This is a genomic window from Pseudomonas sp. B16(2017) (assembly GCF_002113205.1).
Classification (GTDB): domain Bacteria; phylum Pseudomonadota; class Gammaproteobacteria; order Pseudomonadales; family Pseudomonadaceae; genus Aquipseudomonas; species Aquipseudomonas pharyngis.
Window position 1 is genome coordinate 1 of record NZ_NEKA01000006.1, and the last position, 23,376, is coordinate 23,376.

The 23,376-nt window shown below is 59.9% G+C and carries 28 protein-coding genes; 19 read left to right on the forward strand and 9 right to left on the reverse strand.

The window, feature by feature from the left end; translation table 11 throughout:
• The first annotated feature begins 44 nt into the window (after positions 1-44).
• A complete protein-coding gene (locus CAG25_RS11530) occupies positions 45-662 on the forward strand; it encodes a TPM domain-containing protein (protein ID WP_039772747.1) in 618 nt (205 codons plus the stop codon).
• A gap of 291 nt (positions 663-953) precedes the next feature.
• Positions 954-2,186 carry an SAM-dependent methyltransferase gene (locus tag CAG25_RS11535; protein WP_085611653.1) on the forward strand — a complete coding sequence of 411 codons (1,233 nt, stop codon included), beginning with the start codon at positions 954-956 and terminating at the stop codon, positions 2,184-2,186.
• On the opposite strand, the gene CAG25_RS11540 is transcribed toward CAG25_RS11535, so the two are convergent.
• Positions 2,176-3,090 (reverse strand): DMT family transporter, encoded by a 915-nt coding sequence (locus CAG25_RS11540; RefSeq protein ID WP_064383007.1) that lies wholly within the window; start codon positions 3,088-3,090, stop codon positions 2,176-2,178. The two genes, CAG25_RS11535 and CAG25_RS11540, sit on opposite strands and share 11 nt — an antisense overlap.
• A 169-nt stretch (positions 3,091-3,259) precedes the next feature.
• Here CAG25_RS11540 and CAG25_RS11545 point away from each other — a divergent pair, with 169 nt between their 5' ends.
• The 4 genes from CAG25_RS11545 to CAG25_RS11560 all read left to right on the forward strand — a co-directional run bounded on the left by CAG25_RS11545 (position 3,260) and on the right by CAG25_RS11560 (position 5,530).
• On the forward strand, positions 3,260-3,841 hold the full coding sequence (locus tag CAG25_RS11545; protein ID WP_064594029.1) for a DJ-1/PfpI family protein: 582 nt from the start codon (positions 3,260-3,262) through the stop codon (positions 3,839-3,841).
• Between the two features lie 22 nt (positions 3,842-3,863).
• Positions 3,864-4,208 (forward strand): YegP family protein, encoded by a 345-nt coding sequence (locus tag CAG25_RS11550; RefSeq protein ID WP_085611652.1) that lies wholly within the window; start codon positions 3,864-3,866, stop codon positions 4,206-4,208.
• A 153-nt stretch (positions 4,209-4,361) separates the two neighbouring features.
• Positions 4,362-5,006, forward strand: a complete 645-nt coding sequence (locus CAG25_RS11555; protein WP_085611651.1) for a hypothetical protein — start codon at positions 4,362-4,364, stop codon at positions 5,004-5,006.
• Positions 5,006-5,530: a hypothetical protein gene (locus CAG25_RS11560; RefSeq protein WP_085611650.1), complete on the forward strand. Its 525-nt coding sequence runs from the start codon at positions 5,006-5,008 to the stop codon at positions 5,528-5,530. The genes CAG25_RS11555 and CAG25_RS11560 overlap by 1 nt, the downstream gene beginning before the upstream one ends.
• Before the next feature lie 53 nt (positions 5,531-5,583).
• On the opposite strand, the gene CAG25_RS11565 is transcribed toward CAG25_RS11560, so the two are convergent.
• Complete coding sequence (locus tag CAG25_RS11565; RefSeq protein WP_085611649.1) at positions 5,584-6,465, reverse strand: dihydrodipicolinate synthase family protein; 882 nt, start codon at positions 6,463-6,465, stop codon at positions 5,584-5,586.
• 26 nt (positions 6,466-6,491) lie between these two features.
• Positions 6,492-7,274: an aldolase gene (locus CAG25_RS11570; protein WP_085611648.1), complete on the reverse strand. Its 783-nt coding sequence runs from the start codon at positions 7,272-7,274 to the stop codon at positions 6,492-6,494.
• A 108-nt stretch (positions 7,275-7,382) separates the two neighbouring features.
• On the opposite strand from CAG25_RS11570, the gene CAG25_RS11575 reads away from it, so the two are divergent.
• Complete coding sequence (locus CAG25_RS11575) at positions 7,383-7,925, forward strand: helix-turn-helix domain-containing protein (protein ID WP_085611647.1); 543 nt, start codon at positions 7,383-7,385, stop codon at positions 7,923-7,925.
• On the opposite strand, the gene CAG25_RS11580 is transcribed toward CAG25_RS11575, so the two are convergent.
• Positions 7,926-8,945 (reverse strand): DUF4917 family protein, encoded by a 1,020-nt coding sequence (locus CAG25_RS11580; RefSeq protein ID WP_085611646.1) that lies wholly within the window; start codon positions 8,943-8,945, stop codon positions 7,926-7,928.
• Between the two features lie 155 nt (positions 8,946-9,100).
• Between CAG25_RS11580 and yiaY the strand changes: the two genes are divergently transcribed.
• Positions 9,101-10,249, forward strand: coding sequence for an L-threonine dehydrogenase (yiaY, locus tag CAG25_RS11585; RefSeq protein WP_064594040.1), 1,149 nt, complete (start codon positions 9,101-9,103; stop codon positions 10,247-10,249).
• Here yiaY and CAG25_RS11590 read toward each other — a convergent pair.
• From CAG25_RS11590 to CAG25_RS11600, 3 genes are all read right to left on the reverse strand, one after another.
• The gene (locus tag CAG25_RS11590; RefSeq protein ID WP_085611645.1) at positions 10,246-11,412 is read right to left on the reverse strand and encodes an MFS transporter; all 1,167 of its coding nucleotides are present in this window, start codon (positions 11,410-11,412) and stop codon (positions 10,246-10,248) included. The genes yiaY and CAG25_RS11590 overlap by 4 nt on opposite strands.
• Positions 11,413-11,429: 17 nt before the next feature.
• Positions 11,430-12,665, reverse strand: a complete 1,236-nt coding sequence (locus CAG25_RS11595) for an aminotransferase class I/II-fold pyridoxal phosphate-dependent enzyme (RefSeq protein ID WP_085611644.1) — start codon at positions 12,663-12,665, stop codon at positions 11,430-11,432.
• 209 nt (positions 12,666-12,874) lie between these two features.
• Positions 12,875-13,363: a DMT family transporter gene (locus CAG25_RS11600; RefSeq protein WP_064594046.1), complete on the reverse strand. Its 489-nt coding sequence runs from the start codon at positions 13,361-13,363 to the stop codon at positions 12,875-12,877.
• A 78-nt stretch (positions 13,364-13,441) separates the two neighbouring features.
• Here CAG25_RS11600 and CAG25_RS11605 point away from each other — a divergent pair, with 78 nt between their 5' ends.
• The 8 genes from CAG25_RS11605 (at position 13,442) to CAG25_RS11640 (ending at position 19,268) form a co-directional block, all read left to right on the forward strand.
• The gene (locus CAG25_RS11605) at positions 13,442-14,353 is read left to right on the forward strand and encodes a LysR family transcriptional regulator (RefSeq protein ID WP_178076461.1); all 912 of its coding nucleotides are present in this window, start codon (positions 13,442-13,444) and stop codon (positions 14,351-14,353) included.
• Between the two features lie 20 nt (positions 14,354-14,373).
• On the forward strand, positions 14,374-15,111 hold the full coding sequence (locus CAG25_RS11610) for a hypothetical protein (RefSeq protein WP_085611642.1): 738 nt from the start codon (positions 14,374-14,376) through the stop codon (positions 15,109-15,111).
• Positions 15,112-15,146: 35 nt separating this feature from the next.
• Positions 15,147-15,869: a hypothetical protein gene (locus CAG25_RS11615; protein ID WP_085611641.1), complete on the forward strand. Its 723-nt coding sequence runs from the start codon at positions 15,147-15,149 to the stop codon at positions 15,867-15,869.
• Between the two features lie 3 nt (positions 15,870-15,872).
• Complete coding sequence (gene fos / locus CAG25_RS11620; RefSeq protein WP_085611640.1) at positions 15,873-16,289, forward strand: fosfomycin resistance glutathione transferase; 417 nt, start codon at positions 15,873-15,875, stop codon at positions 16,287-16,289.
• 60 nt (positions 16,290-16,349) lie between these two features.
• Positions 16,350-16,988 carry a LysE family translocator gene (locus tag CAG25_RS11625; RefSeq protein ID WP_039772730.1) on the forward strand — a complete coding sequence of 213 codons (639 nt, stop codon included), beginning with the start codon at positions 16,350-16,352 and terminating at the stop codon, positions 16,986-16,988.
• Positions 16,989-17,065: 77 nt separating this feature from the next.
• Complete coding sequence (locus CAG25_RS11630) at positions 17,066-18,415, forward strand: bifunctional diguanylate cyclase/phosphodiesterase (RefSeq protein ID WP_085611639.1); 1,350 nt, start codon at positions 17,066-17,068, stop codon at positions 18,413-18,415.
• A 118-nt stretch (positions 18,416-18,533) separates the two neighbouring features.
• On the forward strand, positions 18,534-18,689 hold the full coding sequence (locus tag CAG25_RS11635) for a KGG domain-containing protein (RefSeq protein ID WP_074691067.1): 156 nt from the start codon (positions 18,534-18,536) through the stop codon (positions 18,687-18,689).
• 75 nt (positions 18,690-18,764) lie between these two features.
• Positions 18,765-19,268 (forward strand): DUF4142 domain-containing protein, encoded by a 504-nt coding sequence (locus CAG25_RS11640; protein ID WP_085611638.1) that lies wholly within the window; start codon positions 18,765-18,767, stop codon positions 19,266-19,268.
• 49 nt (positions 19,269-19,317) lie between these two features.
• Here CAG25_RS11640 and CAG25_RS11645 read toward each other — a convergent pair whose 3' ends face one another.
• A complete protein-coding gene (locus tag CAG25_RS11645) occupies positions 19,318-19,728 on the reverse strand; it encodes a low affinity iron permease family protein (protein ID WP_039772727.1) in 411 nt (136 codons plus the stop codon).
• Positions 19,729-19,943: 215 nt separating this feature from the next.
• Here CAG25_RS11645 and tam point away from each other — a divergent pair, with 215 nt between their 5' ends.
• Together tam and CAG25_RS11655 are read left to right on the forward strand one after the other, a co-directional pair.
• Complete coding sequence (gene tam / locus CAG25_RS11650; RefSeq protein ID WP_085611637.1) at positions 19,944-20,714, forward strand: trans-aconitate 2-methyltransferase; 771 nt, start codon at positions 19,944-19,946, stop codon at positions 20,712-20,714.
• Between the two features lie 20 nt (positions 20,715-20,734).
• Complete coding sequence (locus CAG25_RS11655; protein WP_143492909.1) at positions 20,735-21,586, forward strand: hypothetical protein; 852 nt, start codon at positions 20,735-20,737, stop codon at positions 21,584-21,586.
• A 127-nt stretch (positions 21,587-21,713) separates the two neighbouring features.
• On the opposite strand, the gene CAG25_RS11660 is transcribed toward CAG25_RS11655, so the two are convergent.
• A complete protein-coding gene (locus CAG25_RS11660) occupies positions 21,714-22,442 on the reverse strand; it encodes a bifunctional 2-polyprenyl-6-hydroxyphenol methylase/3-demethylubiquinol 3-O-methyltransferase UbiG (RefSeq protein WP_085611635.1) in 729 nt (242 codons plus the stop codon).
• Positions 22,443-22,970: 528 nt separating this feature from the next.
• Between CAG25_RS11660 and CAG25_RS11665 the strand changes: the two genes are divergently transcribed.
• Complete coding sequence (locus CAG25_RS11665) at positions 22,971-23,339, forward strand: DUF6124 family protein (RefSeq protein WP_085611634.1); 369 nt, start codon at positions 22,971-22,973, stop codon at positions 23,337-23,339.
• Positions 23,340-23,376 lie beyond the last annotated feature (37 nt).

The following is a 23,376-nucleotide window of genomic DNA, read 5'->3' on the forward strand; positions in this document are numbered from 1 at the left end:
CTCCGGCGGCTGGTGATAACAATAATGAGCAGGCACTTCACGACATGGCATTACTGACTGAACACGAACAACGCAAGGTCGCCGAGGCCATCGCCCGGGTCGAGCGCGACACCGACGCCGAACTGGTGACGGTGCTCGCGGCCCGCGCCGACGACTACGCGTACATCCCGCTGCTGTGGGCCAGCCTGCTGGCGCTGGTGGTGCCGGGGATCGTGCATTACCTGACCGGCTGGCTGACCATGCACAGTCTGTTGCTGGTGCAGTGGGTCAGTTTTGTCGTGCTGTGCCTGGTGTTTCGCCTGCCCAGGGTCACCACTCATCTGATCCCGCGCCACGTCCGGCACTGGCGCGCCTCGAACCTGGCGCGGCGGCAGTTTCTCGAACAGAACCTGCATCACACGGTGGGCAGCACCGGCATGCTGATTTTCGTCTGCGAGGCGGAGCGGTATGTGGAGATTCTGGTGGACGAAGGGATTTCCAAAAAGCTGGATAACAAGAGCTGGGACTCGATTGTCGCGGCGTTTACCGAGCAGGTGCGGCAGGGGCAGACGTTGCAGGGCTTTGTTACCTGTATCGAGGCGTGCGGCGAGTTGCTCAAGGTGCATGTGCCGGTGACGCAGGTCAGGAATGAGTTGCCGAATCGGTTGGTCGTTTTGGGGTAGCTTTGATTTTTGCGTTCGGCTTGAAAACCACCCCTCACCCCAGCCCTCTCCCCAGAGGGGAGAGGGGGAAGGGAGCCGATTTTCTTGGGTTTCAAATCTTGAGTTCGACCCGGTATTTCAGGTCGGCGTAACTCAAGAAAACAACTCGGTCGGCTCCCTCTCCCTCCGGGAGAGGGTTGGGGTGAGGGCCGCTTTTAGAAGCCGTTCGGTAAATAAGAGCGTGTCCCCAACCCCCATCCCCCCTAAACTAGCGGCCATTCCCGATTTGCCCGTCCGAGGCCGCTTTTTCCCATGTCCGTTACCGCTCCTTCCGCATCCGCCAAACCGGCGCCCGATCACCACGCCCGGTTCATCGAGCTGCTGCAAACCAGCCTCGAACTGAATGGTTTCATCAAACTGGTGCTGGCCAAGTACGTCGGCGAAGAAGCGGATCTGCAGCGGATCATCATCAAACCGGTGACGGTCAAGGCGCAGCCGTGCCTGTCGTTCGTTTATCGCTACAAGACTCGCGACATCACCAAGAACCTGCCGCTGGACGAAGCGGTGGCGACGATTGCCGGGCTGCTGCCGGCGGCGTTCAAAAATGCGCATTTGCTGGCGCTGACGGACGAAGCCCAGCTCGAATACAGCAAAAAGGGCAAGAGCTCGCTGTTCATGAGCAAACCTCAGCAATTGCGTGAAGTGCCGTCCGCTGAGCACAACCGCGAGAAAAACCGCTTCCTCGATCTGAACCGGCCGTTCCTCAACGATCTGGGCGTGACCAACGCCCAGCACGAGCTGATCCCGGCGATGTCGCGCAAGTGGAAGCAGATCAACAAGTTCATCGAAGTCTTCAGCCACGCGCTGACCTCGTCGCCGCTGGCCCTGGACAAACCGGTGCGGGTGGCGGATTTCGGTTCGGGCAAGGGGTATCTGACGTTCGCCATTCATGACTATTTGCGCAACACCCTGAAGGCCGAAGGCGAAGTCACCGGCGTCGAGTTGCGTGAAGAAATGGTCAACCTGTGCAACACCGCCGCGCAGAAACTCGAACACCCGGGGCTGGTGTTCAAATGCGGTGATGTGCGCAGCGTGGCGCCGAGCGAGCTGGACGTGATGATCGCCCTGCATGCCTGCGACATCGCCACCGACTACGCGATCCACACCGGCATCCGCTCCGGCGCCTCGATCATCATGTGCTCGCCGTGCTGCCACAAACAGATCCGCTTGCAGATCCAGAGCCCGGCGCTGCTCAAGCCGATGCTGCAATACGGTCTGCACCTGGGCCAGCAGGCGGAAATGGTCACCGACAGCCTGCGCGCGCTGTTCCTGGAAGCCTGCGGTTACGAGACCAAGGTGTTCGAGTTCATCTCGCTGGACCACACCAACAAGAACAAGATGATCCTCGCCGTGAAGCGCGCCGAGCCGGTGGACCCGACTCAGTTGCTGGTGAAAATTCAGGAGTTGAAGGCGTTCTACCAGATCAGCGAGCACTGCCTCGAAACCCTGCTGCTCGCTGACGGTTTGCTGAAGCTCAAGGCTTGAGCTGAACCCCGGCCGGCAATGTGCCCGGTTGAGCCGGGCGCACCGCGGTCTTGCGCCCGAGCATCACTGTCGCGATCACCCCGCAGGCGAACAGCCAGGTGATCGGCTCCACGTGTTCCCCAAAGAACAGCGCGGAAAACGCGATGGTGAAGAAGATCTGCAGCAACTGGATCTGACTGACCCGGGCAATGCCACCCATGGCCAGCCCGGCGTACCAGGCGAAGAACCCCAGAAACTGCGAAAACAGCGCGACATAACCGAAGGCCCACCAGGTTTTTGCCGATACCGCGCCCTGATGCTGCAACGCCAGATACAGCACCGGGCCGATCAGCAGCGGCGTCGACAGCACCAGCGCCCAGCAGATCACCTGCCAGCCGCCCATCTCCCGGGCCAGACGCCCGCCCTCGGCGTAACCCAGACCGCCCACCGCAATCGCACCCAACATCAACAAATCCCCGGCCTGAATGCTGCCGGCACCGGTGTACAGCGCGTATCCCAGCACCAGCGCACTGCCCAGTGCGGCGCAGGCCCAGAAGGCTTTTGAGGGACGTTCATGGGACAACCACGCCGCATAAAGCGCCACGCACAACGGCTGCAAACCGTTGACCAGCGCGCCATGGGAGGCCGGCAGGGTCTGCATGGCCCACGCCGACAGCACCGGGAAACCTAGAATCACCCCGGCGATCACCAGGCTCAGGCCTTTGACTTGCTTCCAGGTCGGCCACTTTTCCCGTCGCCACAACAACAGCGCTGCTGCCGGAATCGCCGCGAACAACGCGCGGCCGAGGCCATTGAGCAGCGGGTGCAGTTCCTGCACCACGATGCGGGTGAAGGGCAGGGTGAGGCTGAAAATCACCACGCCGAGCAGGCCGAGGGCCATGCCGGTGTTTTCGCGCGAAGACATGAGGGCAACCAGATTCGAAGATGACAGGAAGGTGTCTTCATCTAGCCACAAACCACGGCAGTCGGGCTGTTACAGCTGAGCGCAGAGTTATCCATACAGTTTGCGAACGCCATCGCGGTCCTTGGGCTACTGTGAATATTCCTGCGCATTCACCAGAGGAGCCCTGCCCATGGCCGCGAAAAAGATTCTGATGCTGGTCGGCGATTACGTCGAAGACTACGAAGTGATGGTGCCGTTCCAGGCCCTGCAAATGGTCGGTCACACCGTGCATGCCGTGTGCCCGGACAAGGCCGCCGGCAAGACCGTGCGCACCGCAATTCATGACTTTGAAGGCGACCAGACCTACAGCGAGAAGCCCGGTCACCAGTTCGCCCTGAACTTCGATTTCGCCAAGGTCGATGCCAAGGATTACGACGCCTTGCTGGTGCCCGGCGGGCGTGCGCCGGAATACCTGCGGCTGAACGAAAAAGTCCTCGAACTGGTGCGTGCTTTCGACAAGGCCGGCAAGCCGATTGCCGCCGTCTGTCACGGCGCGCAACTGCTGGCGGCGGCGGGGATTCTCGAAGGTCGCGAGTGCAGCGCGTATCCGGCCTGCGCCCCGGAAGTGCGCCTGGCCGGCGGCACCTACATCGACATCCCGGTCACGGACGGCCATGTCCAGGGCAACCTGGCCACTGCGCCCGCCTGGCCGGCGCACCCGAAATGGCTGGCCGGTTTCCTCGGGTTGCTTGGAACCAGAATCACCCTGTGACACATCGAAAAGGAGAAACACCATGTCTGGATGGTATGAGTTGAGCAAAAGCAGCAACGGCCAGTACCGGTTCGTACTGAAAGCGGCGAACGCCGAAACCATTCTGACCAGCGAGCTGTACACCAGCCGCGCGGCTGCCGAAAACGGCATCGCCTCGGTGCAGGCCAACAGCCCGCTGGACGAATGCTACGAGAAAAAATCGACGAAGGACGGTCACCCCTACTTCAACCTCAAGGCGGCCAATCACCAGATCATCGGCAGCAGCGAATCCTATTCATCGGACGCGGCGTGTGACAAGGGCATCGCCAGCGTCAAGGCCAACGGGCCGTCCAAGGTGATCAAGGACAAAACCCTGCCGGTGCTTTGAACCACCCATGACGTTCAGTCGCCAAATCTTTGGCGACTGAATTCTGGCTATGTGCCATCATTTCGCTTATCCTCCGCCGCCAATCCAAGGAAGGGGCGCGAGATGACTCTTTCGCGGAATTTTTGAACAACTGCCGCCAGAGTTTTCCCACTGATGATCCGCCTTTTCGCTGTCCTGACCCTGCTGCTCGGCTTGAGCGGCTGCTATAGCCTGTCCCCGACCCAAATCGATGATGAACTCGCACCGAGTGCCGATTCCGGCACGGCTTATCTGGTGGGTGTGGTCGGCATCTGGCCAAAAGCATCCTATGCGGCCCAGGAACAGATGCTGCTGATACGCAAGAGTGGCAGTGACGAATTCGCCAGCGCGCGCCTGCACAACGAGTTCTATGCCCGTACCGCACGAGACGTGCGCGAGACAGGTCATGGCATCGGCACGCTGTTCGTGATGCCGCTTAAACCCGGTCGCTACGAGATCTACAACGTGCGATTCGATCGCGGCAGATCGGTGTCCTGGAGCCGTGAAGACTTCACCATCGGCATGCAGCTTGAAGCGGGCAAGGCTTACTACATCGGTGACTTCCGTGCCGGCTGCGTGTCCCCCAGCGACAGCACCTGCCTGTTTCTGCACAGCGATCATCTCGAACGCGACGCCGCGCTGGTCCGCGCCAGATATCCGCAAGTACCCGGCCTGCAACGACTGGACATGCCGAACCTGTACACCGCCACACCGTTTATTCGTGAAGAGAACGGCACCAGCGCCTCCGTCTACAAAGCCATGCTCTCGGGGAAATTCTAATGTTCATCAAACGTCTGCTTCTGGGCTTGCTTCTGCTGCTCGGTGGGTGCCAGGCCACTCATTCGCTGAAGGCGCCGGACGTCGATTACAGCAGCCAGCAATTGCCGGCCATCAACGTCAGTGTGATCGGCATGCCGAGCTGGATGCTGCGTGACGAATTGCGTCGGCGTGGCACCTTTGAAGAAGTGAAGGCCGGCCGCAGCGAAGACGGCTACAACGTTTTGGTGATTGCCAACAGCGATGTCGGCGGGATTCAGCCGCAGATGCTTCTGAGCGCCTTCACTCTGTTTCTGGTGCCGGTGCCGGTGAGTTTCGACAGCACGGTGGTGTTCAGCCTCAGCCATGGCAAGCAGATACTGGGCGTGTACACCGTGAAGAATCACACCGAATCCTGGCGCGGCGCATTCAATGCCTCGGGCGGTCAGTTCGAACACATGCGCTTGATCAGCGACACGTTCATCGCGCAGATTCTCAAGGATCAGCCGTTCCACCGCGAAGCCATGAAACGCGCCGCCAGCCTCTGATCGACGGCCACAAAAAATCCCGCCCGGCGTAAACCGGGCGGGATTTTTTTCGTTCAGCGCAAGGTGTTCAGCAAGGCCTGCAATTGCGTACGCCCGGCCTCAGCCAGCGGGAACACCGGCAAACGCGGATCGCCGACTTCCAGACCGGTCAGGCGCAGACCGGCCTTGATCGTCGCCGGCAAGCCGCCCTTGAGGATGAAGTCCAGCAGCGGCAACTGGCGGTAGAACAGCTCTCGCGCCTTACCGAGATCCCCCGCCAGCGTGGCTTCGTACAAATCCAGGTTGAGCTGCGGGATCAGGTTCGGTGCCGCCGTGCACCAGCCCTTGGCGCCGGCGGCGAACGCTTCCAGCGCCAGCGGGTTGCAGCCGTTGTAGAACGGCACCCGGCCTTCGCCCAGCAGTTGCAGCTTGTGCATGCGCTGGATGTCGCCGGTGCTCTCCTTGACCATGGTCACGTTTTCCACGCCGTTGACGATGCGTAGGATCAGCTCCACGGACATGTCGGTGCCGCTGGTGGCCGGGTTGTTGTAGAGCATGATCGGCACGCCGATGCTGTCGCCGATGGCGCGGTAGTGGGCGAGGATTTCCGCCTCGGTGAGTTTCCAGTAGGACGTCGGCAGCACCATCACCACGTCGGCGCCGTGAGCTTCGGCGAAACGGGCGCGGCGTACCGCTTTGGCGGTGGTCAGGTCGGACACGCTGACCACGGTCGGCACGCGTTTGGCGACGTGCTTGATGCTGAATTCGGCGATCTGGTCCCACTCCGCATCGCTCAGGTAGGCACCTTCGCCGGTGCTGCCCAATGGCGCGATGGCGTGGACGCCGCCGGCGATCAGACGGTCGATGGAGCGGCCGAGGGCCGGCAGGTCGACGCCTTCGCCATTGGCGCCGAACGGGGTGATGGTGTAGCCGATGATGCCGTGAATGTTGGACATGAGAGTGCTCCGCGAGGATGAGGTGTTCAGTTCAGGCAATCGGCGTACTGACGCAGGTTCTGCCGGGCGTAGTAGTTGAAGGCCGCGGCGTGGCGTTTGGGTTTCGACACCCAGTCATGCGCCTCGCGACCGAGCTCGGGAATGATCGGTTTGATCGTCCCGGCGGCCATTGCCAGCAGTTGCAGTTTGGCGGCGCGTTCGATCAGTTGCGCGATGACACAGGCTTCCTCGATGGTCGTGCCGGTCGACAGTTGCCCGTGGTGGGAAAGCAGGATCGCCCGTTTGTCGCCCAACGCCCCGGCAATCAGTTCGCCTTCTTCGTTACCCACCGGCACACCCGGCCAGCCTTCAAGGAACGCGCAATCGTCGTACAGCGGGCACAGGTCCATGTGGGAAATCTGCAGCGGCACTTCTAGCATCGACAGCGCGGCAATGTGTGTCGGGTGGGTGTGGATGATGCAGTTCACGTCCGGCCGGGCGCGGTACACCCAGCTGTGGAAACGGTTGGCCGGGTTGGCCATGCCGTGGCCTTCGAGTACTTCGAGGTCTTCGTTGACCAGCAGCAGATTGCTCGCGGTGATTTCATCGAAACCCAGTCCCAGTTGCTGAGTGTAGTAAGTGCCTGGCTGCGAGCCACGGGCGGTGATCTGCCCGGCGAGGCCCGAATCGTGGCCGTTCTCGAACAGGATCCGGCAGGTCAGGGCCAGCTTTTGCCGGTCTGTCCACGTATTATCCGCCAGGGTTTTTTGCATCTGGGTCAGCGCTTGCTTGACCAGTTCGTCTTTGGGTAGTGCTAATGTCTTCGCCATATCCGTGTCCTGTGGTGGTTGCCATGGATGACACTTAAAAGGCTATATGACACTTTGTGTCATTGGCAAGGACAAATCGTCTTTCCTTTGCTGGATTAATCGCTTCGCATGTCTATCCGTTTGAAATTATTGAGAAAAAAACTTGGCGTAACCCTTGAGGCGCTGGCCGAGAAATCCGGCATGACCAAGAGTTACCTGTCGAAGGTCGAGCGCGGGTTGAACACGCCGTCGATTGCCGCTGCGCTGAAACTGGCGAAGGCGCTGAACGTGAAAGTCGAGGAGCTGTTCTCCGAAGACAACGTCAGCCTCGACAGCTACAGCCTGGTGCGCAGCCATGAGCGCCAGTCGCTGGCGGCCAACGACCACAGCCCCGGCTACGCGGTGCTGGCCCATCAGGTCAGCGAGCGCAGCCTGCTGCCGTTCATCATTTATCCGCCGAGCGAATTCACCGACAAGACTTTCAAGGAACACTTGGGCGAGGAATTTCTGTTCGTCCACGAAGGCCAGGTCGAAGTGGACTTCGTGAACGAACGGGTGCTGCTGGAGCGGGGCGATGCGCTGCACTTCAATGCGCAGAAACCCCACCGCATCCGCTCAGTGGGCGAGGTGCAGGCGCAGTTGCTGGTGGTGGTGCACAGCGGCGAGGAGTGATCAGACCTCAACCGGTACCGACAGCTTCGGGTTGCCCAGCGCATGGCTCTTGGAATCAAAAAACCGCAACTCGACGGCCGTGCCCTCGAACACCTTGGCGTAGTGACGCTTCTGATGCTGGATGAACGCCGCGCTGCGCGGGTAGATCGAGATCGCCACGGTCTTCGGTTTCGCCAGGCGCAGAGCGCGCACGAGGTGGCTGTCCTGCTCGCCGAGGGCGTGGCCGAAGATGCACAGATTGTCGCCGTGGCCGAGTAACTGGTCGTAGCAGAACGACAGGTAATCGGAACTGCGGATGGTTTTGAGCTTGTCGGCGCTGGGTCCTTCATTGACGAACAGCGGCACGTCGTCGAGCGTCTTGATCGTGTTGTTGATCGCGAAACTGCCGAGCAGCGTGCCCTCGGTGGCGGTCAGTTTGCGCGCGGTGCCGTCCTGGTTGCGCACCAGATGCAGGCCACCGTGCAGGTACAGCAGACGCGGTTTTTCAGTGTTGCTGTCGCACAGATCGAAACTCGCATCCGGGCCGTTGAACAGGTCGTCGATCGCCTCGCCCTGATGTTGCAGAGCCCAGTAATTGAGCAAATCGTAATTGGTGGTGAACACCGTGCGATAACGCGCCAGTTCGCTGTTCAGGGTCGTCAGGGTCGAGGCTTCGATGAGCCGCCACGGGATGTGCACCGCGTGCACCGTGTTGATCAGCGCTTCCTTGATCGCGTAGTAGCGGTTGCGCGGCGCGGCCGAGCTGACGGCCAGCGCCTTGTTGACCCGACTGGTGGTTTTCAGCGCGCCGAGCACCTGCTCGAAACTGCGCGTTTGCAGGGCGTCGAACACGCTCAGTTCCGACGGGCTCAGGGGCTTTTCTTCCACCGTGCGGGCGTTTTCGAACAGCGAGTCGTAGCCGAAATCGTCCCACACCGCGCGACTGGCTCCGTTGCCCAGCAGCAGGCCGCTGAAATCGGTGGTGGCGCGCAACGCGTTCCAGTCTTCGAGGGTGGCGTCGACATCCAGAAAATCGCTCATTGCAGGGCACGTCTCAAAACAAAGGGGCAGATGGACGGCGACTTTATCACGAGCGGGCATTGAGCCAGATCAACATCCGCGGTGACCGATCGGTCGATCCTGTGTGCATCCGCCGAATTGCACGAGTCGATTCGGCTCCAGTCAGGAGACGCGCCATGAGCAGCACCTTTTTCATTCCCGCCGTAAACATCATGGGCAGCGGCTGCCTTGACGACGCCATGAACGCGATCCGCAACTACGGTTTTCGCAAGGCGCTGATCGTCACCGACGCCGGGCTGGCCAAGGCCGGGGTGGCGACGATGATTGCCGAGAAACTGGCGATGCAGGACATCGATTCGGTGATCTTCGACGGCGCCAAACCCAACCCGAGCATCGCCAACGTCGAGGCGGGGCTGGCGCTGCTCAAGGACAGTCGCTGCGACTTCGTGGTGTCGTTGGGCGGCGGTTCGCCCCACGACTGCGCCAAGGGCATTGCGTTGTGTGCCACCAACGGCGGGCAGATCCGCGACTACGAAGGCGTCGATCAATCGACCAAGCCACAACTGCCGCTGATCGCCATCAACACCACCGCCGGCACCGCCAGCGAGATGACCCGGTTCTGCATCATCACCGACGAAACCCGCCACGTGAAAATGGCCATCGTCGACCGCAACGTCACGCCGCTGCTGTCGGTCAACGACCCGGCACTGATGGTCGCCATGCCGAAAAGCCTGACCGCCGCCACCGGCATGGACGCGCTGACCCACGCGATCGAAGCCTACGTCTCCACCGCTGCCAACCCGATCACCGACGCCTGCGCGCTGAAGGCAATGACCCTGATCAGCAACAACCTGCGCCTGGCCGTTCGCGATGGCAGCGACCTGGCCGCGCGGGAAAACATGGCCTACGCGCAGTTCCTCGCGGGCATGGCGTTCAACAATGCGTCCCTCGGCTACGTGCATGCGATGGCGCACCAGTTGGGCGGTTTCTATGATCTGCCTCACGGGGTGTGCAACGCGGTATTGCTGCCGCATGTGCAGACATTCAACGCGCAGGTCTGCGCCGATCGTCTGACCGACGTGGCCCACGCCATGGGCGCCGACATTCGTGGTTTCAGCCCGGAGGAGGGCGCCAAAGCCGCGATCGATGCGATTCGTTGCCTGGCCAGGGACGTGGAGATTCCCGGTGGCCTGCGTGATCTGGGCGCCAAATGCACCGACATCCCGGTGCTCGCCGCCAACGCCCTGAAAGACGCCTGCGGCTTCACCAATCCACGGGCGGCGGATCAACGGCAGATCGAGGAGATTTTTCGCAGCGCGTTTTAAGCGGGCAGGCGAACGGGCGTGCCTCTCGTACAGAGCAGCGCGCCCATCGCCAGAATGCAGCACAGCAACGACAGCGGCCACGCTTGCGGACTGGCGAACAGACTGGCCACGGCGCCGATCAGCGCCGCCATCAATTGGTGGATGAACCCGCTCAGGGCCATCGCGTAGGCGCCGGCAATCGGCGCGCCATCGTTGGCCCGTGACAGGCTGATCGGATAGTTCAGCGACTGGCCGAACACGGCAACGCAATAAGGCAGCCAAAGCAGCCAGGCCATCGAGCTGGCCAACAGACTGCCAGCCAGCATCACGCCAGTGCCGGCCATCACCAACGCGACCCCCAGTGTCATCAACCGGTGCTGACCGATACGCAGTACAAAGCGATTGACCGCCAGCGCCCCCAGAAAATATGCGGCGCTGATCGGCCAGCCCAGCAACCCATATTCAGTCGCCGACCAGTTGAACGGGCCTTGCAGAATCAACGGCGCAGCGCTGTTAAATGCGATGATCACGCCATAACCCAGACCGCCCGCAAGCGCCGACAGCAGAAACGCCCGATGGATCAGGATCGTTCGATAGACCGCCCAGGGTGAAGCGGTTGTGGGCGCTTCGACGAGTTTCGGGAAACTCAGGCGCGAGACTATCGCGGCCATCAACAGACTGACCGCGCCCAGCAGATAAAAGATCGCCTGCCAGCCCAGCGTCACCTGAATGAGCGAACCGGCGTATTGCCCGATCCCGAGCGCGACAACGAATGAAATCGAAATCCACGACAACGCCTTCGCCAGCAGATCCCCCCGAAAGCTGTCACGAATCAGCACCCGCGCCATCACCGAAATGCCGCTGGCGCCGATCCCCTGAAGCAGTCGCAGCAGCAGGAACGACTCCAGCGTCGCACCCAGCGGCAGTGCCAGATTCGCCACGCCATAAATTCCCAATGCCGCCAGCAGCACCGGTTTGCGGCCGATGCGCTGGGCCAGACTGCCCCACAGCAGCATCGGCAGCGCCATGCCGATCAGGTACAGCGACAAACCCCAGGCCACTTGCGATGCATCGACCCGCAAATGCCCGGCGATCTGTGGCAGCGCCGGCAGATAAATGCTCATGCCCAACTGGGCGAGGAACACGGTGGAGCAAGTGATGAGCAGGATGAGGCTGGGGTTCATGAGTCGTCCGTAAAGGTTCAGCGGTGGCGAGGGTGACCGCGCGTCATTAACAGACCGGTGATCAAATCACAAAAGCGGTGGATCAGGGTCGATTCCATGTCGGCGCGCAGGGTCACGCGGATCGCGGCTTTGCCCTGGGCTACCACCGGGAAAAACACGGCGCTGGTGAAAAAACCGTGTTCGGCCAGTTCAACGGCGATTTGCGTGGCCAGGGCGGCCTCGCCGCAGTTGATCAAACGGATGGCCATGGAGCTGCCGTGCTGCTCGGTGCTCAAGAGGCTGTCGAACAGGTGGATGTTGGCCTGGAGCCGAACCTGCAGTGCCCTCAGTTCTGCGCTGCGATGCACCTGGATCGACGCCAGGCCCGCACCGATGGCCGCGCAATTGAGACTTTGCGACCAGTTGCTCGGGCCGCCGTAACGCTGGATCAGTTTCTTCTGTCGCGGATTGCCGAGCATGACCAGACCGCCGCTTGCCCCGAACGATTTGGCCAGCGAAGCGACGATCAGGCAGTCCTCCTCCAGCGCCGGCATTCTTGGTCGAACAAGACCTGCGCCGTTGCTGCCGACCGCTGACAACGCATGAGAATCATCCAGATAAAGGAACAGGCCGTAACGCTCCTTCAGATACAACAGACCGTCCAGATTGGCGACGCCCCCCATGCTGTAGGCGCCGTCGGCGATGTAGGCGACGGTGGAGTGGCGCTGGCACACCGATTCGAGAAAATCCATGTCGTTGTGGGGGCAGGTCAATACCTGGGTCTCGTCGGCGCAACTGGCCTTCAGGTGATTCATCGAGTAATGGGCCAGGCGATCAAACACCATCACCGGCGGGCGGTTCTGGGTGAACACGCCACTGGCCAGCAGTGGCAGGATACCGGCGCTCGCGGCGCTGCAGGACAGAGTGGTCAGACACACCGCGCCAAACAATTGCGACAACTCGCTTTCGTATTGCTCGAGCAGCGCCAGCTTGCAGCGGTTTTTCGAGTTGGCAACGCGCAACGTACCGGTTTCACGCAGCGCCGTGATGGCCCCCTCAAGCAGCGCGGGGTGGTGATCGAGGCCCAGATAGGAGGTGGTGCAGAAATGATGGAACTGGCGCCCGTGCTGATCGAGCAAGTGATTACAGCCTGTGACCTCGACGTTGAGGGCGGCGATTTTTCCAGCTTCCGCAGCCTCCCAATCGTGGTCTGCCAAAGCGATGACCTTGCGGTAATTGGAGAAAGTGTTGGCGGATTCCGACAGGTGATTCATAGGCAGCTCTCCTTGAGCAGGGCAATCCATGGGGTGTTGCAAATTGTGTGTGTTGCCAGACTTTACAGAGAGCTATGCAGGGTCAGAATAGGCTGCGTCCGATAGCATTGACGGCTGTTGGAGATTTGCTTGTAGGGCGAAGCCTTGCCCGGCTGTGAGGCGATGAAATGCCCGACAAGTCCGGTGCTGGAGAGCCTACGCTTGAACCCTTATCCAACGGCTGTGGCGCTCTTTTCCAGTGTCGGGGAGAACTGGATCAACGCCACTCCCGCCATCAACAAGACTGCGCCGAACAGGCGCGGCAATGTCAGGTGCTTCTCCACCAGCCCGAACAGGCCGAAGTGATCCAGCACGATTGACGTGATCATTTGCCCGGCCAGGGCCAGCGCCAGAAATCCCGAAGCCCCCAGCTTCGGCAGCAACACCACCGCCAATGCGACGAAGCACACCCCGAACGCCCCGCCGGTCCACATCCACAGCGGCAGCTTGCCGAGCGGGGCCAACGACGGCAGTGGCAAGCGCAGGACGATAATCACCGGCAACAACACCAGCACGCTCACCACCAGCGAGGTGAACGTCGCCCACAGCGGATGCCCCAACCCCCGCGCCAGATTGATATTGATCGCACTTTGAAACGGCACCACCGCCCCGGCAAATACCGCCAATAGCAGCAAACCGACCCACTGCATCGTTCCCATGATCGTTCTCCGGCAAGGTTTTGCTGGACTCTAGGGTATTCGTCGCGCAGATTTAAATTCTGTTTTGGTATTCGGAACATGCATCGAATGAATGATCTGCGCCGCATCGACCTCAATCTGCTGGTGATCCTCGACGCCTTGCTCGGTGAACAACACGTGACCCGCGCTGCCGAGCGCCTGCACCTGAGTCAACCGGCGGTCAGCCACGCGTTGGCGCGTCTGCGCGACTTTCTCGGTGATCCATTGTTGGTGCGTGCCGGTTCGGGGCTGGTGCCCACCGCGCGGGCGCTGGAGCTGGCGGCGCCGCTGGCCGAAATTCTGGCCCAGGTGCAATCGCTGCTGGCGCCGAACACCTTCGATCCTGCCAGCGCCCGTCGGACCTTTCGCCTCGCGATGTCGGACTACGGCGCGGCGATCATCCTGCCCGGGCTGATTCGTACTCTGCGCGCGGAAGCGCCGGGCATCGATCTGCAAATCAGCCATGCCAGCCGCGAAGGCATGGTCGAAGGCCTGCTCAACGGCGACATCGACCTCGCCGCCGGCGTGCTCCCCGAATTGCCCGGCGAACTGCGTAGCACGCCGCTGTTCGAGGAGCGCTACGTGTGTTTGCTGGATCGCCACAGCCTGCCGGCCGACGGCCAGCTCGACCTGCCAACCTATCTCTCCCGTCCCCATGTCTTGCTGGAAATGCGCGGCAGCGGCACCCCGGAAATCGAACGCACCCTGACCGCCCTGCGCGAACGCCGCCGCGTCGCCATCAGCCTGCCGCACTGGAGCGCCGCGCCACGTTTCATCAGCGGCACGGACCTGATCCTGACCGTCGCTTCGCGGGCGTTGAATGAGGTGGATGACCAATCGCTGATCGTCGTACCGCCACCGTTTGAAATTGCACCGTTCACGTTTGTCTCGGCATGGCACAAACGGCGGGGCGGGGATCAGGCGTTGAACTGGTTGAATCGGCGGATTGAGCAGGGGATAGTGCGCGGCTGAAAAACATCAAGGAGCGGGGCGTGACAGTGAAGTCTGGGATTGTTGTGGGGCTGGCGCTTTGTGGGGCGCTGATGGCGGGGCAGGTGTTGGCTGATTGTGTGCCTGCGCCGGTGGCGGGTGATCTGGATTTCTCCGTGTGCAAGGAGTGGCCGGCGTATCCGGGGTTGATCATCAGCGCGAATGCGAAATTTGAGCGCAGCTCCGTGCCGGATAGCACCGACACGAGCGGCACCTATGATTTCAATTTATCGGTCTTGAAAAGCGACCAAACGAAACCGGTTGCCACTTATCACCAACCCTCCGCTTTCTTCTCGGGTGGGGTGGCATTGCGAGATCTCTCGCTCGATACCGCGCGCTACAAACTAACCCCAGAAGTACGGGCGTTTGGCGTTCGCGTGCAATTCACCAATGCCTCTCGCCTCAACCCGCTTGAAGAAACGCACCTCTCTCTTTATGTGAGAGAGGGCGATAAGTTACGTCCCGTGCTCAGTCAATTAGTGGTTTATGAGTACGGCGGTGAATGGGACGGTGATTGCGCCGGCGAGCGATATGAGACGACCAGAACGGTAGAAATTGCCAAGACCAGCTCCCATGGTTATGCCGATCTGATCATCAAAACCAAGACGACAGGGACGACCAATGTCGTCGAAGGCGATACTTGTGAAGACAAAATCAGCGTCAGCAGCCCTGAACTGACAACCCTTCACTACGACGGAAAATCCTACGTCCTGCCTAAAGGTTTCAAAGCCATCGAGTGATACAGAGCCAACGCGACTTATTTCAAGGAAGAACAATGCTCATCCCAACCCGACTTTTCATCGCCCTCGGCTTGCTGGCCATCACCGCTCCAGCCCAGGCCCAGGTTTCCTGCGTCACCAAGGATTACGACGACCAGTCATTGGCCCGCTGCAAGGCATGGCCGGCGTTCAAGGATCAGGCGATTGCCCTCAAATCCACCTACGTGCCGGATGCTGGTAGTGACGATGCCGGTGTGTTTGATCTGGATCTGGCGATCATCGACACCAGCAACTGGAAGACGCTGGCGACGTATGCGAAACCCGGTGCCTACAATTCCGATGCCATTCGTTTCACCGATCTGCTGGTCGATACCGCTCGCTATCGGCTGGCCCCGGATGTTCGCGCGTTCGGGCTGCGGTCAAAGTTCTCGCACAATTCAAGCGCCATTCCCTACGAAAAAACCGACCTGACACTTTATGTGCGCGAGGGTAATAAACTGCGCCCGGTACTTGATGGCCTGGTGGTCTACAAAAACAACGGTGAGTGGCTGGAAAACTGTGTGGGTGAAGGTCAGCAAATTCGCCGAACCGTGGAAATCGGCCCGACCAGCCACAATGGTTATTCCGACCTGATCGTCACCTCAAGCGGCACGGCGATGAAAACCGTCAAGGCCGGCAAGGAGTGCGTTTCCCGGGATTCCCCACTGAAGAAAACCCAAATCACCCTGACCTACGACGGCAAGCAATACACCATTCCCGAAGACCTCAGAGGTTACTGACCGATGCTCACCGGCCTCAACCACCTGACCCTCGCCGTCACCGACCTGGACCGCAGCCTCGCGTTCTACCGAGACGTGTTGCAGCTGCGAGTCGAGGCCACGTGGGATGCCGGTGCCTACCTGTCGCTCCCGGGCCTGTGGTTGTGCCTGTCCCTCGATCCGAAGCGCCATCCCGAGCCCGCCGCCGACTACACCCACTACGCCTTCAGCATTGGCGCGGCGGATTTCCCGCGGTTCGTGCAACAGCTGCGCGCCGCCAACGTGCAGGAATGGCGCGACAACCGCAGCGAAGGCGCGTCGTTCTACTTCCTCGACCCGGACGGTCACAAGCTCGAAGCCCACGTCGGCGATCTGGCCTCGCGACTGGCCGCGTGTCGGCAAAAGCCCTACGCGGGCATGGGTTTTTTCAACGAGCCGTGAATATTCACAAACTGCTGGGATAGACTGGCGGCCACGTTTTCCGGGACTTGCAGGTTTTCCATGACTCCATCGTTGCTAATGGCCGTGCTGGCTTCGGGTTTCATTTACGGCATCACGCCGGGGCCGGGTGTGCTGGCGGTTTTCGGCATCGGCGCCGCACGTGGGCGGCGGGCCGGGGCGGGGTTTCTGTGCGGGCACCTGCTGGGCGATGTGATCTGGTGCAGCACCGCGCTGATCGCGATTGTCGGCGCCCGGGAAATCGGCAGCACCGCGTTCGATGTGCTCGGCGTACTCAGCGGCCTGTACCTGTTCTGGCTCGGCTGGCGTGCGGTGCGGGCCAAACGCAGCAACGGCGATCAACCCCAGGGCGCGGCGCGTCAGCCGTTCTGGCACGGCATCCTGTTCGGCCTGACCAACCCCAAGGCCTACCCGGTGGCGGTGGCGACCTTCACCGCGCTGCTGTCGAGCCGCGCCGAATTGCTCAACTGGTCGATGCTGCCGATGCTGATCGCCTTGAGCTTCCTCGGCGGATTGCTCGCCTACGCTATCCTCATTGGCATCGTCGGGGCGCGACAGGTGCGTACGTTGTACCAGCGCCATGAACTGGCGATCACCCGGTTGTGCGGGATTATGTTCATCGGTTTTGCCATCAACGCGCTGGTGCATGCGCTGCCAGGGTTGATGCCGAACAAGGCTTGAAAACATTCGCTGGGATGCGAGTTCGAGGTCACGGATGGTTGAACAGTGCTGCATTGTCCGGACACCTTTTCTGAACCATGGAAAGCCGAAATTCCGCGCCGCTGGCGAGTTACATCGATCTGTTGCTGGACGCCGTCTGTGCCGTGGACAAGCAGGGCCGTTTCGTTTTTGTCAGCGCAGCCTGCGAGCGGATTCTCGGCTACACGCCTGACGAGCTGATCGGCCAGTCGATGATCGACTACGTCTACCCGGCCGACCGTGAGCGCACCCTGGCTGCCGCGAACGACATCATGGGCGGCGAACCCAAGCACAATTTTGAAAACCGTTATGTACGCAAGGACGGCAGCGTCGTGCATATCCTGTGGTCGGCGCGTTGGTCGGAGGTCGACCAACTGCGCATCGCCGTGGCCCGGGACATCACCGAGCGCAAACTGGCCGAGTCGCGCCAGGCGGCGCTGTACGCCATCTCCGAAGCGGCCCATGCGGCGGAGGATCTGCTGGCGCTGTTCAAGCGCATTCACATGATTATTGGCGAGTGGCTGCCGGCGCTGAATTTCTCCGTGGCGCTGTACGACGAACATTGCGCGCAGCTGAATTTCCCCTATCACGTTGACGATGACGAGTTGCAACCGGAGCAACCCGGGACAGTCACCGGGCGTCTGTGCGCGGAAGTGATCCGCAGCCGCCAGCCAATCCTCCTGACCCCGGATTGCCCCCACGCGCCGCCGGAGTTCGCCGCGCTGGTGGCCGGGCAGCAATCGCCGTGCTGGCTTGGCGTACCGCTGAGCTCGAAAGACCGCACCATTGGCGCGCTGATCGTCAAAAGCCTGCCCGGCGGCGAGCGCTACACCGAACGCGACAAGGAACTGTTGCAATACGTCTGTGCCCAGGTCGCCACCGCCATCGAACGCCAGCAACTGCACGCCCGCCTGCGACGCATGGCGCAATATGACCAACTGACCCAGTTACCCAACCGTGAGCTGCTGCGCGAACGCCTCAAGGCTGCCCTGAACCATGCGCGGGAACAGTCCGGGCACATGGCGCTGCTGTACGTCGATCTGGACCGCTTCAAACAGGTCAACGACACCTTCGGACACACGGTCGGCGACATGCTGTTACAGGCGGTGGCCAACCGGCTCAAGGGCTGCGTGCGCGAGACCGACACCGTGGCGCGAATCGGTGGCGACGAATTCGTGGTGCTGCTGCACAGCGTCCACGCCGCCGACGATGCCGACAGCGTGGCGGAAAAGATCCGACAGGTATTGGTGCAACCCCTCCGCCTGGACGGGCACAACCTGCACATCGAACCGAGCATCGGTGTGGCGCGGTATCCCGAGCACGGACGTGAGGAACAGCAACTGTTCCGCCACGCCGACCAGGCCATGTACGCCGCCAAACGTTTGAATCATCGGGCGCTGGACCACTGACTGGCAGCTCACCGTTCGTCGCGGCGACGGCAACTTTTCTAAACCTTTGGCGGTCAGGAAATTCTCAATCTAGGCGGGCACCTGCTCGCCGCGATCAAATACCAAGGGGTAGAGAATCATGCCTAATTCAAGAAACTCGAACTCGGGAAACTTCGCCAACGATAAGACCAAGGCGTCTGAAGCCGGTCGCAAAGGTGGGAAAACCACCACCACGACGGTCGACAAAGAGCCTAAAACCGAGATGGGCCGCAAGCCTGCTCAAAAGTCGAAGTAGTCGGTGAAGGTTGTTTTGATTGAGAGGCGGGGGCGCAAGCTCCCGCTTGAATCTGCAAAGAAGGAGGGCGCGACCATGAGCCGGATGGCCACCCGAGTACGCCACATCAGTTTTGTCAGCCTGCTGGGGTTTTTCGCCAGCAGCGCGTTTGCCCAGTCGCCCGCCGACTTCATCAATGAGGCCTCGGCCAAAGGCATGGCCGACATCGAGGCCAGTCGTCTGGCGCACAGCAAGGCCGAGTCCAAAGAGGTCAAGGATTACACCATCGTCGTCATCAACGACCGCACCACCGCCAACCAGCATCTGGCGAAAATCGCCAAGAAACTGGACCTGCCGGTGGCGCCCCGCGAAGAAGTTGCCGACAAAGCCAAAGCGCTGATGCCCGAAGTTAAAGAAGGCGCCAGCTTCGATCAGGCCTACGCCGCCAGCCAGGTCAAAGCCACGGAAGAGGCCATTCAGCAGATCCAGCAGGAGGCTCAGACCACCGACGTGCCGGAGATCAAGGCGTTTGCCGACGAGACCCTGCCAAAACTGCAGAGTCATCTGGAAATGGCCCGAGCCCTTCAGGCCAGTCGCTGAATCCGCAGCAATGAAAACGGCGCTTTTTTTGCGCCGTTTTTTTTGCCTGTCAGCATTCATTCAGATCCTGCTTCGGCTTGCTCTTATCTCCCAGACCTTCCAGGTCAAACACCTCATTCTCACCCATCGCCCGGTAATGCCGACGCAGCGCCTCCAACTGCTTGAGATCCAGCGACTCCAGCCCGAGCATTGCGTTCTGTGCCTCCTTGTTCACCCGCAGCAGTTCATCAAGTTTCAAATGCAGGATGTCGGTGTCGCGGTTCTGGGTGTTCTGGATCAGGAACACCATCAGGAACGTGATGATCGTGGTCGAGGTGTTGATGATCAGTTGCCAGGTATCGTTGTAATCGAAAATCGGCCCGCTCAACCCCCAGAGCCCGATCAGAATCAACGCCCCCATGAACGTCTTGGGGCTGCCGGCCCAGAGGGCGAGCTTCTGGGAGATTTTTGCGAATTTCATGGTTGTGTTCCTTGTGGGGGGCGCTTGAAATTCAGACATCGGAGGGGGGCGGAAAATTCTACTTACAGTTTTCTGAGTCCCTGTAGGCACGGCCGAAGACAGCGTTCCCGGCGATATCGGACCTACGTAGGGGAAGGCAGATAAACACGATCGCTGTATCGTGACGGCAGCCGCTTTTCCACGTTTCGCCAGAACGTCCAAGACAGGAGAACGCAATGACCTGGTCCGCCAAGCAATACGTCACTTTCGAAGATGAACGCACCCGCCCGGCCCGCGACTTGCTGGCGGCGATTCCCACGCCCGAGGCACGTTCTGTGGTCGATATCGGATGTGGCCCCGGCAATTCGACCGAGTTGTTGGTGGAGCGTTTTCCGGGGGCGAAAGTGCAGGGGCTCGACAGTTCGCCTGACATGATCGATGCCGCGCGCAAGCGTCTGCCGCAGTTGCAGTTCGAGGTGGCGGACATCGATAAATGGGCCGATGAAGGGCCGTTCGATGTGATCTTCGCCAACGCGGTTTTGCAGTGGGTGCCGGATCACGCGACGTTGCTGCCGGCGCTGGCGGGCAAGTTGGCGCAGGGCGGCAGTCTGGCGATTCAGATGCCGGACAACCTCAACGAGCCGTCCCATCGGTTGATGCGTGAAGTGGCGGCCAACGGGCCGTGGGTCAGCAAACTGGCGGACGCGGCGGGGCAGCGGACCGAGATGGCGGGTGCCAGTGCCTATTTTTCGATGCTGCGGCCGCATTGCGCGCGGGTCGATGTGTGGCGCACGACGTATCACCATCAGTTGGCGGGCGGGGCTTCCGGCGTTGTCGAGTGGTTCAAGGGCAGCGGTCTGATTCCGTTCCTCAGTCCGTTGACGGAAGCGGAGCGGGCGGAGTATCTGGCGCACTATCTGGCGGAGGTCGCGAAGGCGTATCCGGCGCTGGCGGATGGTTCGGTGCTGTTGCCGTTTCCGCGACTATTTATTGTCGCGACTCGATGAACGCTAGTAGATTATTTGTTATGGGTATTCTTATTGGTGCTGGTGGAGAAGGGTGTGTGAGCAATATTGCGTTGAAGAAATTTGATTCCTTGGCAATAGAGTTTTCTAAGGTTTTTTTTCATCGATCGGTAAAAGGTGCATGGAGGTATCGGCACTTTAAATTCGCTATTTTTATGTTTGCTTGTATGTTGATTAGTTGTGCGCTTTTTTCATTTTCTGGCCTTTTTATAAAGCAAGGTTTGTTTGATTTTATATCGTTGATTTTTTTGTTTTTGATGGTATTTTTTGAGATTGTTGCAATTGTGATTCTTGAAAAGTGGTATGAACCAATATGGCGCTCGATAAGCCTTCGCAAGGCGGGTTTGCTTGGTTATGGGGCAATTTATAGTCGGCGAGACCTGCATCATTACAAAGAAAAGTGGTTGAAACGGGCGTTTTCTGTAACTCCTGACCGATATATCGAGTTGGTCAAGGCCGTTGTTGAGGCAGAGGAGCTGAGAAAAGCTTCTAAAGGACGTATGAAGCATTTAGGGGATAGGTTTTTGTCTGGATTTTTTAGCCTTAAACCACTAGGCGGGTTGTCGCTTTTCTCTATTCTGTTTGTGGTTGGAAGTGTGTTGTTAAAGGTTGCTGGCTCTAATTATAAGATGGTAGTGGAGAATGTTGAGTTGATTTTTTCAGAGTTTTGGGTTCGGTTTGCTGTTTGGGGGGTGATGTTTGTTTTGGGTGTGATGTGTGTTGGTATACTCCTAATGGTAGGAGGTGGAGTTTTGCAAATGATTTTAGAAAGAAAGATGGGTATCTGTTCTCCTACATCTAGAGAGCGCCTCATTTGGCAGTTGATCAATTCGTCTGTAGTGGTCCTTAAATAAATCGAGTTGTGGGTATGTATTCTTGACTGACACCACGTTTCGTGGTGTTCGAGAGTGAAAGGCTCATTTTTTTCTACGAAACTTTACGGAAAGGGGAGAGCACTATCGCAATTCTCCCCGTGACGGTTTAACGCTCCACGGAAATTAACATCATCATCGGCCGCTCACGCTCCTCGGAGAGCGCCGGTTGTGCGGCAACCTCGGCATCGCTCGGCCCCCATTCATTGACATGTTGAATCGAGAATCCGGCGTCGATCAACGCGTTGAGCAATGTCCCGACCGTGCGATGCTGCTTGATCACCCCGTCGGCCAGCCAGTTCGTAACTCGCTCGCCTTCCATCTGATAACTGTCCAGCGGCCATCGCTTGTTGCCTTCGCTGTCGACCAGCCAGCCCGGATTGCGCGGCGCCATGAAGATCGGGTGCTCGATGGAAAACACAAAGTGCGCGCCGGGTTTAAGCGCCGCATGCAGTTTGTTAAACAGCCCCGAAAGATCCTTGATGTAGTGCAGTGCCAGCGAGCTGTAGGCCAGATCGTAAGTGCACGAAGGCAAGTCGAGGTGTTCCAGGTCGGCGCGTTCGTAGCGGATGTTTGCAGCTGAGGTGGTTTCTTTCGCCCGCTCGAGCATTTTCTCCGAGACATCCAGACCCAGCACTTGGGCAGCGCCGTGTTCGCTGGCCCAGCGGCAGAACCAGCCATAGCCGCAGCCCAGGTCCACCACCTGCAAACCGTGCAGGGAGGGCAACAAGGCTTTCAGCGCCGGCCATTCTGGCGCGGCATCGAGGCCGCCGATGGAGCGGTTCATCTGGCTGTAGCCGTGGAAAAATTCGGGGTCGTCGTAGATGTTCTGGGTCATGGATTTGCTGCTCTTTTGAATTTGATTTGGGTGGCTCAACGGCCACGATTTGAATCCCTCGAAACGTGATGGCGCGTATTCGTCGATGGCCGCGCAGGGGGAGGGTGGTGGGCGATAGGGAAATGCTAGCGGGTCGTGGCGAGTGTGAGAACCGGGGGAGTGTTGGGGATCTGTAAACGCGGTTTTTCGCTACGGGATGTTTAAAGTATTAGCCCTGTTTACTGAACCTTCCCACAAGGTTTTCAGGTTGTCCGTCGGAAGTGCGGGCTCTAGCCTGTGAGTGTCGCTGATGAATCGGCGATCGGGATTGGAACCCCGGCGACTTCCCAAAAAAGCAAAAGCAGCTTTCATGACGTATGCTTGCCCGCCTTCATGGTGTGCACTCTGTTATGGCGGCTGTGCGCGAGAGACTTCGAGTCTGTCGGGCTTTTGGCTTTTTTCGCCCGGGTTCCAACTCGTGTACAGCTGCCACCTCTTCGATTGGAACCGAGTAGGTCAGCTCCACCTATCGACTAGAAAGAAGCCATTATGAAGAAGCCAACCCCGAATCCCCCCGAAGTCGAAACCGACCCAACATCCCCGTACGTCTCGATCGACTGCAGAAAACTCCACGACGCCGCCAACCGCGCCCTCGATCATTACCTCTGCCCCGGCGCCCATGTCATGGGCACGACCAACCAACCCGAACCGATGTACTTCGCCAACCCGGCCTACGACACCGAATCCCTGCTGGCCAACGCCAGCGAGTCCCTGGGCTCGGCCTGCGAGATGCTCAACAACTTCGCCGCCATCCTCGACCCCACCCACCGCAGAACCGCGATAGGCATTGCGCAGTTGGTGATGCTGGGGGAATTGGCGGTGAATCAGGCGCTGGATCATGTTGAGGTGAAGAGTTAACTGCGTTGATGCAATGTTTCAGAAGGCATAAAAAAAA

Excerpts from the sequence above, each read along its gene's own strand:
- CAG25_RS11530 (WP_039772747.1), top strand. The coding sequence starts at position 45 with ATGGCATTACTGACTGAACACGAACAACGCAAGGTCGCCGAGGCCATC.
- CAG25_RS11535 (WP_085611653.1), top strand. The coding sequence starts at position 954 with ATGTCCGTTACCGCTCCTTCCGCATCCGCCAAACCGGCGCCCGATCAC.
- CAG25_RS11540 (WP_064383007.1), bottom strand. The coding sequence starts at position 3,090 with ATGTCTTCGCGCGAAAACACCGGCATGGCCCTCGGCCTGCTCGGCGTG.
- CAG25_RS11545 (WP_064594029.1), top strand. The coding sequence starts at position 3,260 with ATGGCCGCGAAAAAGATTCTGATGCTGGTCGGCGATTACGTCGAAGAC.
- CAG25_RS11550 (WP_085611652.1), top strand. The coding sequence starts at position 3,864 with ATGTCTGGATGGTATGAGTTGAGCAAAAGCAGCAACGGCCAGTACCGG.
- CAG25_RS11555 (WP_085611651.1), top strand. The coding sequence starts at position 4,362 with ATGATCCGCCTTTTCGCTGTCCTGACCCTGCTGCTCGGCTTGAGCGGC.
- CAG25_RS11560 (WP_085611650.1), top strand. The coding sequence starts at position 5,006 with ATGTTCATCAAACGTCTGCTTCTGGGCTTGCTTCTGCTGCTCGGTGGG.
- CAG25_RS11565 (WP_085611649.1), bottom strand. The coding sequence starts at position 6,465 with ATGTCCAACATTCACGGCATCATCGGCTACACCATCACCCCGTTCGGC.
- CAG25_RS11570 (WP_085611648.1), bottom strand. The coding sequence starts at position 7,274 with ATGGCGAAGACATTAGCACTACCCAAAGACGAACTGGTCAAGCAAGCG.
- CAG25_RS11575 (WP_085611647.1), top strand. The coding sequence starts at position 7,383 with ATGTCTATCCGTTTGAAATTATTGAGAAAAAAACTTGGCGTAACCCTT.
- CAG25_RS11580 (WP_085611646.1), bottom strand. The coding sequence starts at position 8,945 with ATGAGCGATTTTCTGGATGTCGACGCCACCCTCGAAGACTGGAACGCG.
- yiaY (WP_064594040.1), top strand. The coding sequence starts at position 9,101 with ATGAGCAGCACCTTTTTCATTCCCGCCGTAAACATCATGGGCAGCGGC.
- CAG25_RS11590 (WP_085611645.1), bottom strand. The coding sequence starts at position 11,412 with ATGAACCCCAGCCTCATCCTGCTCATCACTTGCTCCACCGTGTTCCTC.
- CAG25_RS11595 (WP_085611644.1), bottom strand. The coding sequence starts at position 12,665 with ATGAATCACCTGTCGGAATCCGCCAACACTTTCTCCAATTACCGCAAG.
- CAG25_RS11600 (WP_064594046.1), bottom strand. The coding sequence starts at position 13,363 with ATGGGAACGATGCAGTGGGTCGGTTTGCTGCTATTGGCGGTATTTGCC.
- CAG25_RS11605 (WP_178076461.1), top strand. The coding sequence starts at position 13,442 with ATGCATCGAATGAATGATCTGCGCCGCATCGACCTCAATCTGCTGGTG.
- CAG25_RS11615 (WP_085611641.1), top strand. The coding sequence starts at position 15,147 with ATGCTCATCCCAACCCGACTTTTCATCGCCCTCGGCTTGCTGGCCATC.
- fos (WP_085611640.1), top strand. The coding sequence starts at position 15,873 with ATGCTCACCGGCCTCAACCACCTGACCCTCGCCGTCACCGACCTGGAC.
- CAG25_RS11625 (WP_039772730.1), top strand. The coding sequence starts at position 16,350 with ATGACTCCATCGTTGCTAATGGCCGTGCTGGCTTCGGGTTTCATTTAC.
- CAG25_RS11630 (WP_085611639.1), top strand. The coding sequence starts at position 17,066 with ATGGAAAGCCGAAATTCCGCGCCGCTGGCGAGTTACATCGATCTGTTG.
- CAG25_RS11635 (WP_074691067.1), top strand. The coding sequence starts at position 18,534 with ATGCCTAATTCAAGAAACTCGAACTCGGGAAACTTCGCCAACGATAAG.
- CAG25_RS11640 (WP_085611638.1), top strand. The coding sequence starts at position 18,765 with ATGAGCCGGATGGCCACCCGAGTACGCCACATCAGTTTTGTCAGCCTG.
- CAG25_RS11645 (WP_039772727.1), bottom strand. The coding sequence starts at position 19,728 with ATGAAATTCGCAAAAATCTCCCAGAAGCTCGCCCTCTGGGCCGGCAGC.
- tam (WP_085611637.1), top strand. The coding sequence starts at position 19,944 with ATGACCTGGTCCGCCAAGCAATACGTCACTTTCGAAGATGAACGCACC.
- CAG25_RS11655 (WP_143492909.1), top strand. The coding sequence starts at position 20,735 with ATGGGTATTCTTATTGGTGCTGGTGGAGAAGGGTGTGTGAGCAATATT.
- CAG25_RS11660 (WP_085611635.1), bottom strand. The coding sequence starts at position 22,442 with ATGACCCAGAACATCTACGACGACCCCGAATTTTTCCACGGCTACAGC.
- CAG25_RS11665 (WP_085611634.1), top strand. The coding sequence starts at position 22,971 with ATGAAGAAGCCAACCCCGAATCCCCCCGAAGTCGAAACCGACCCAACA.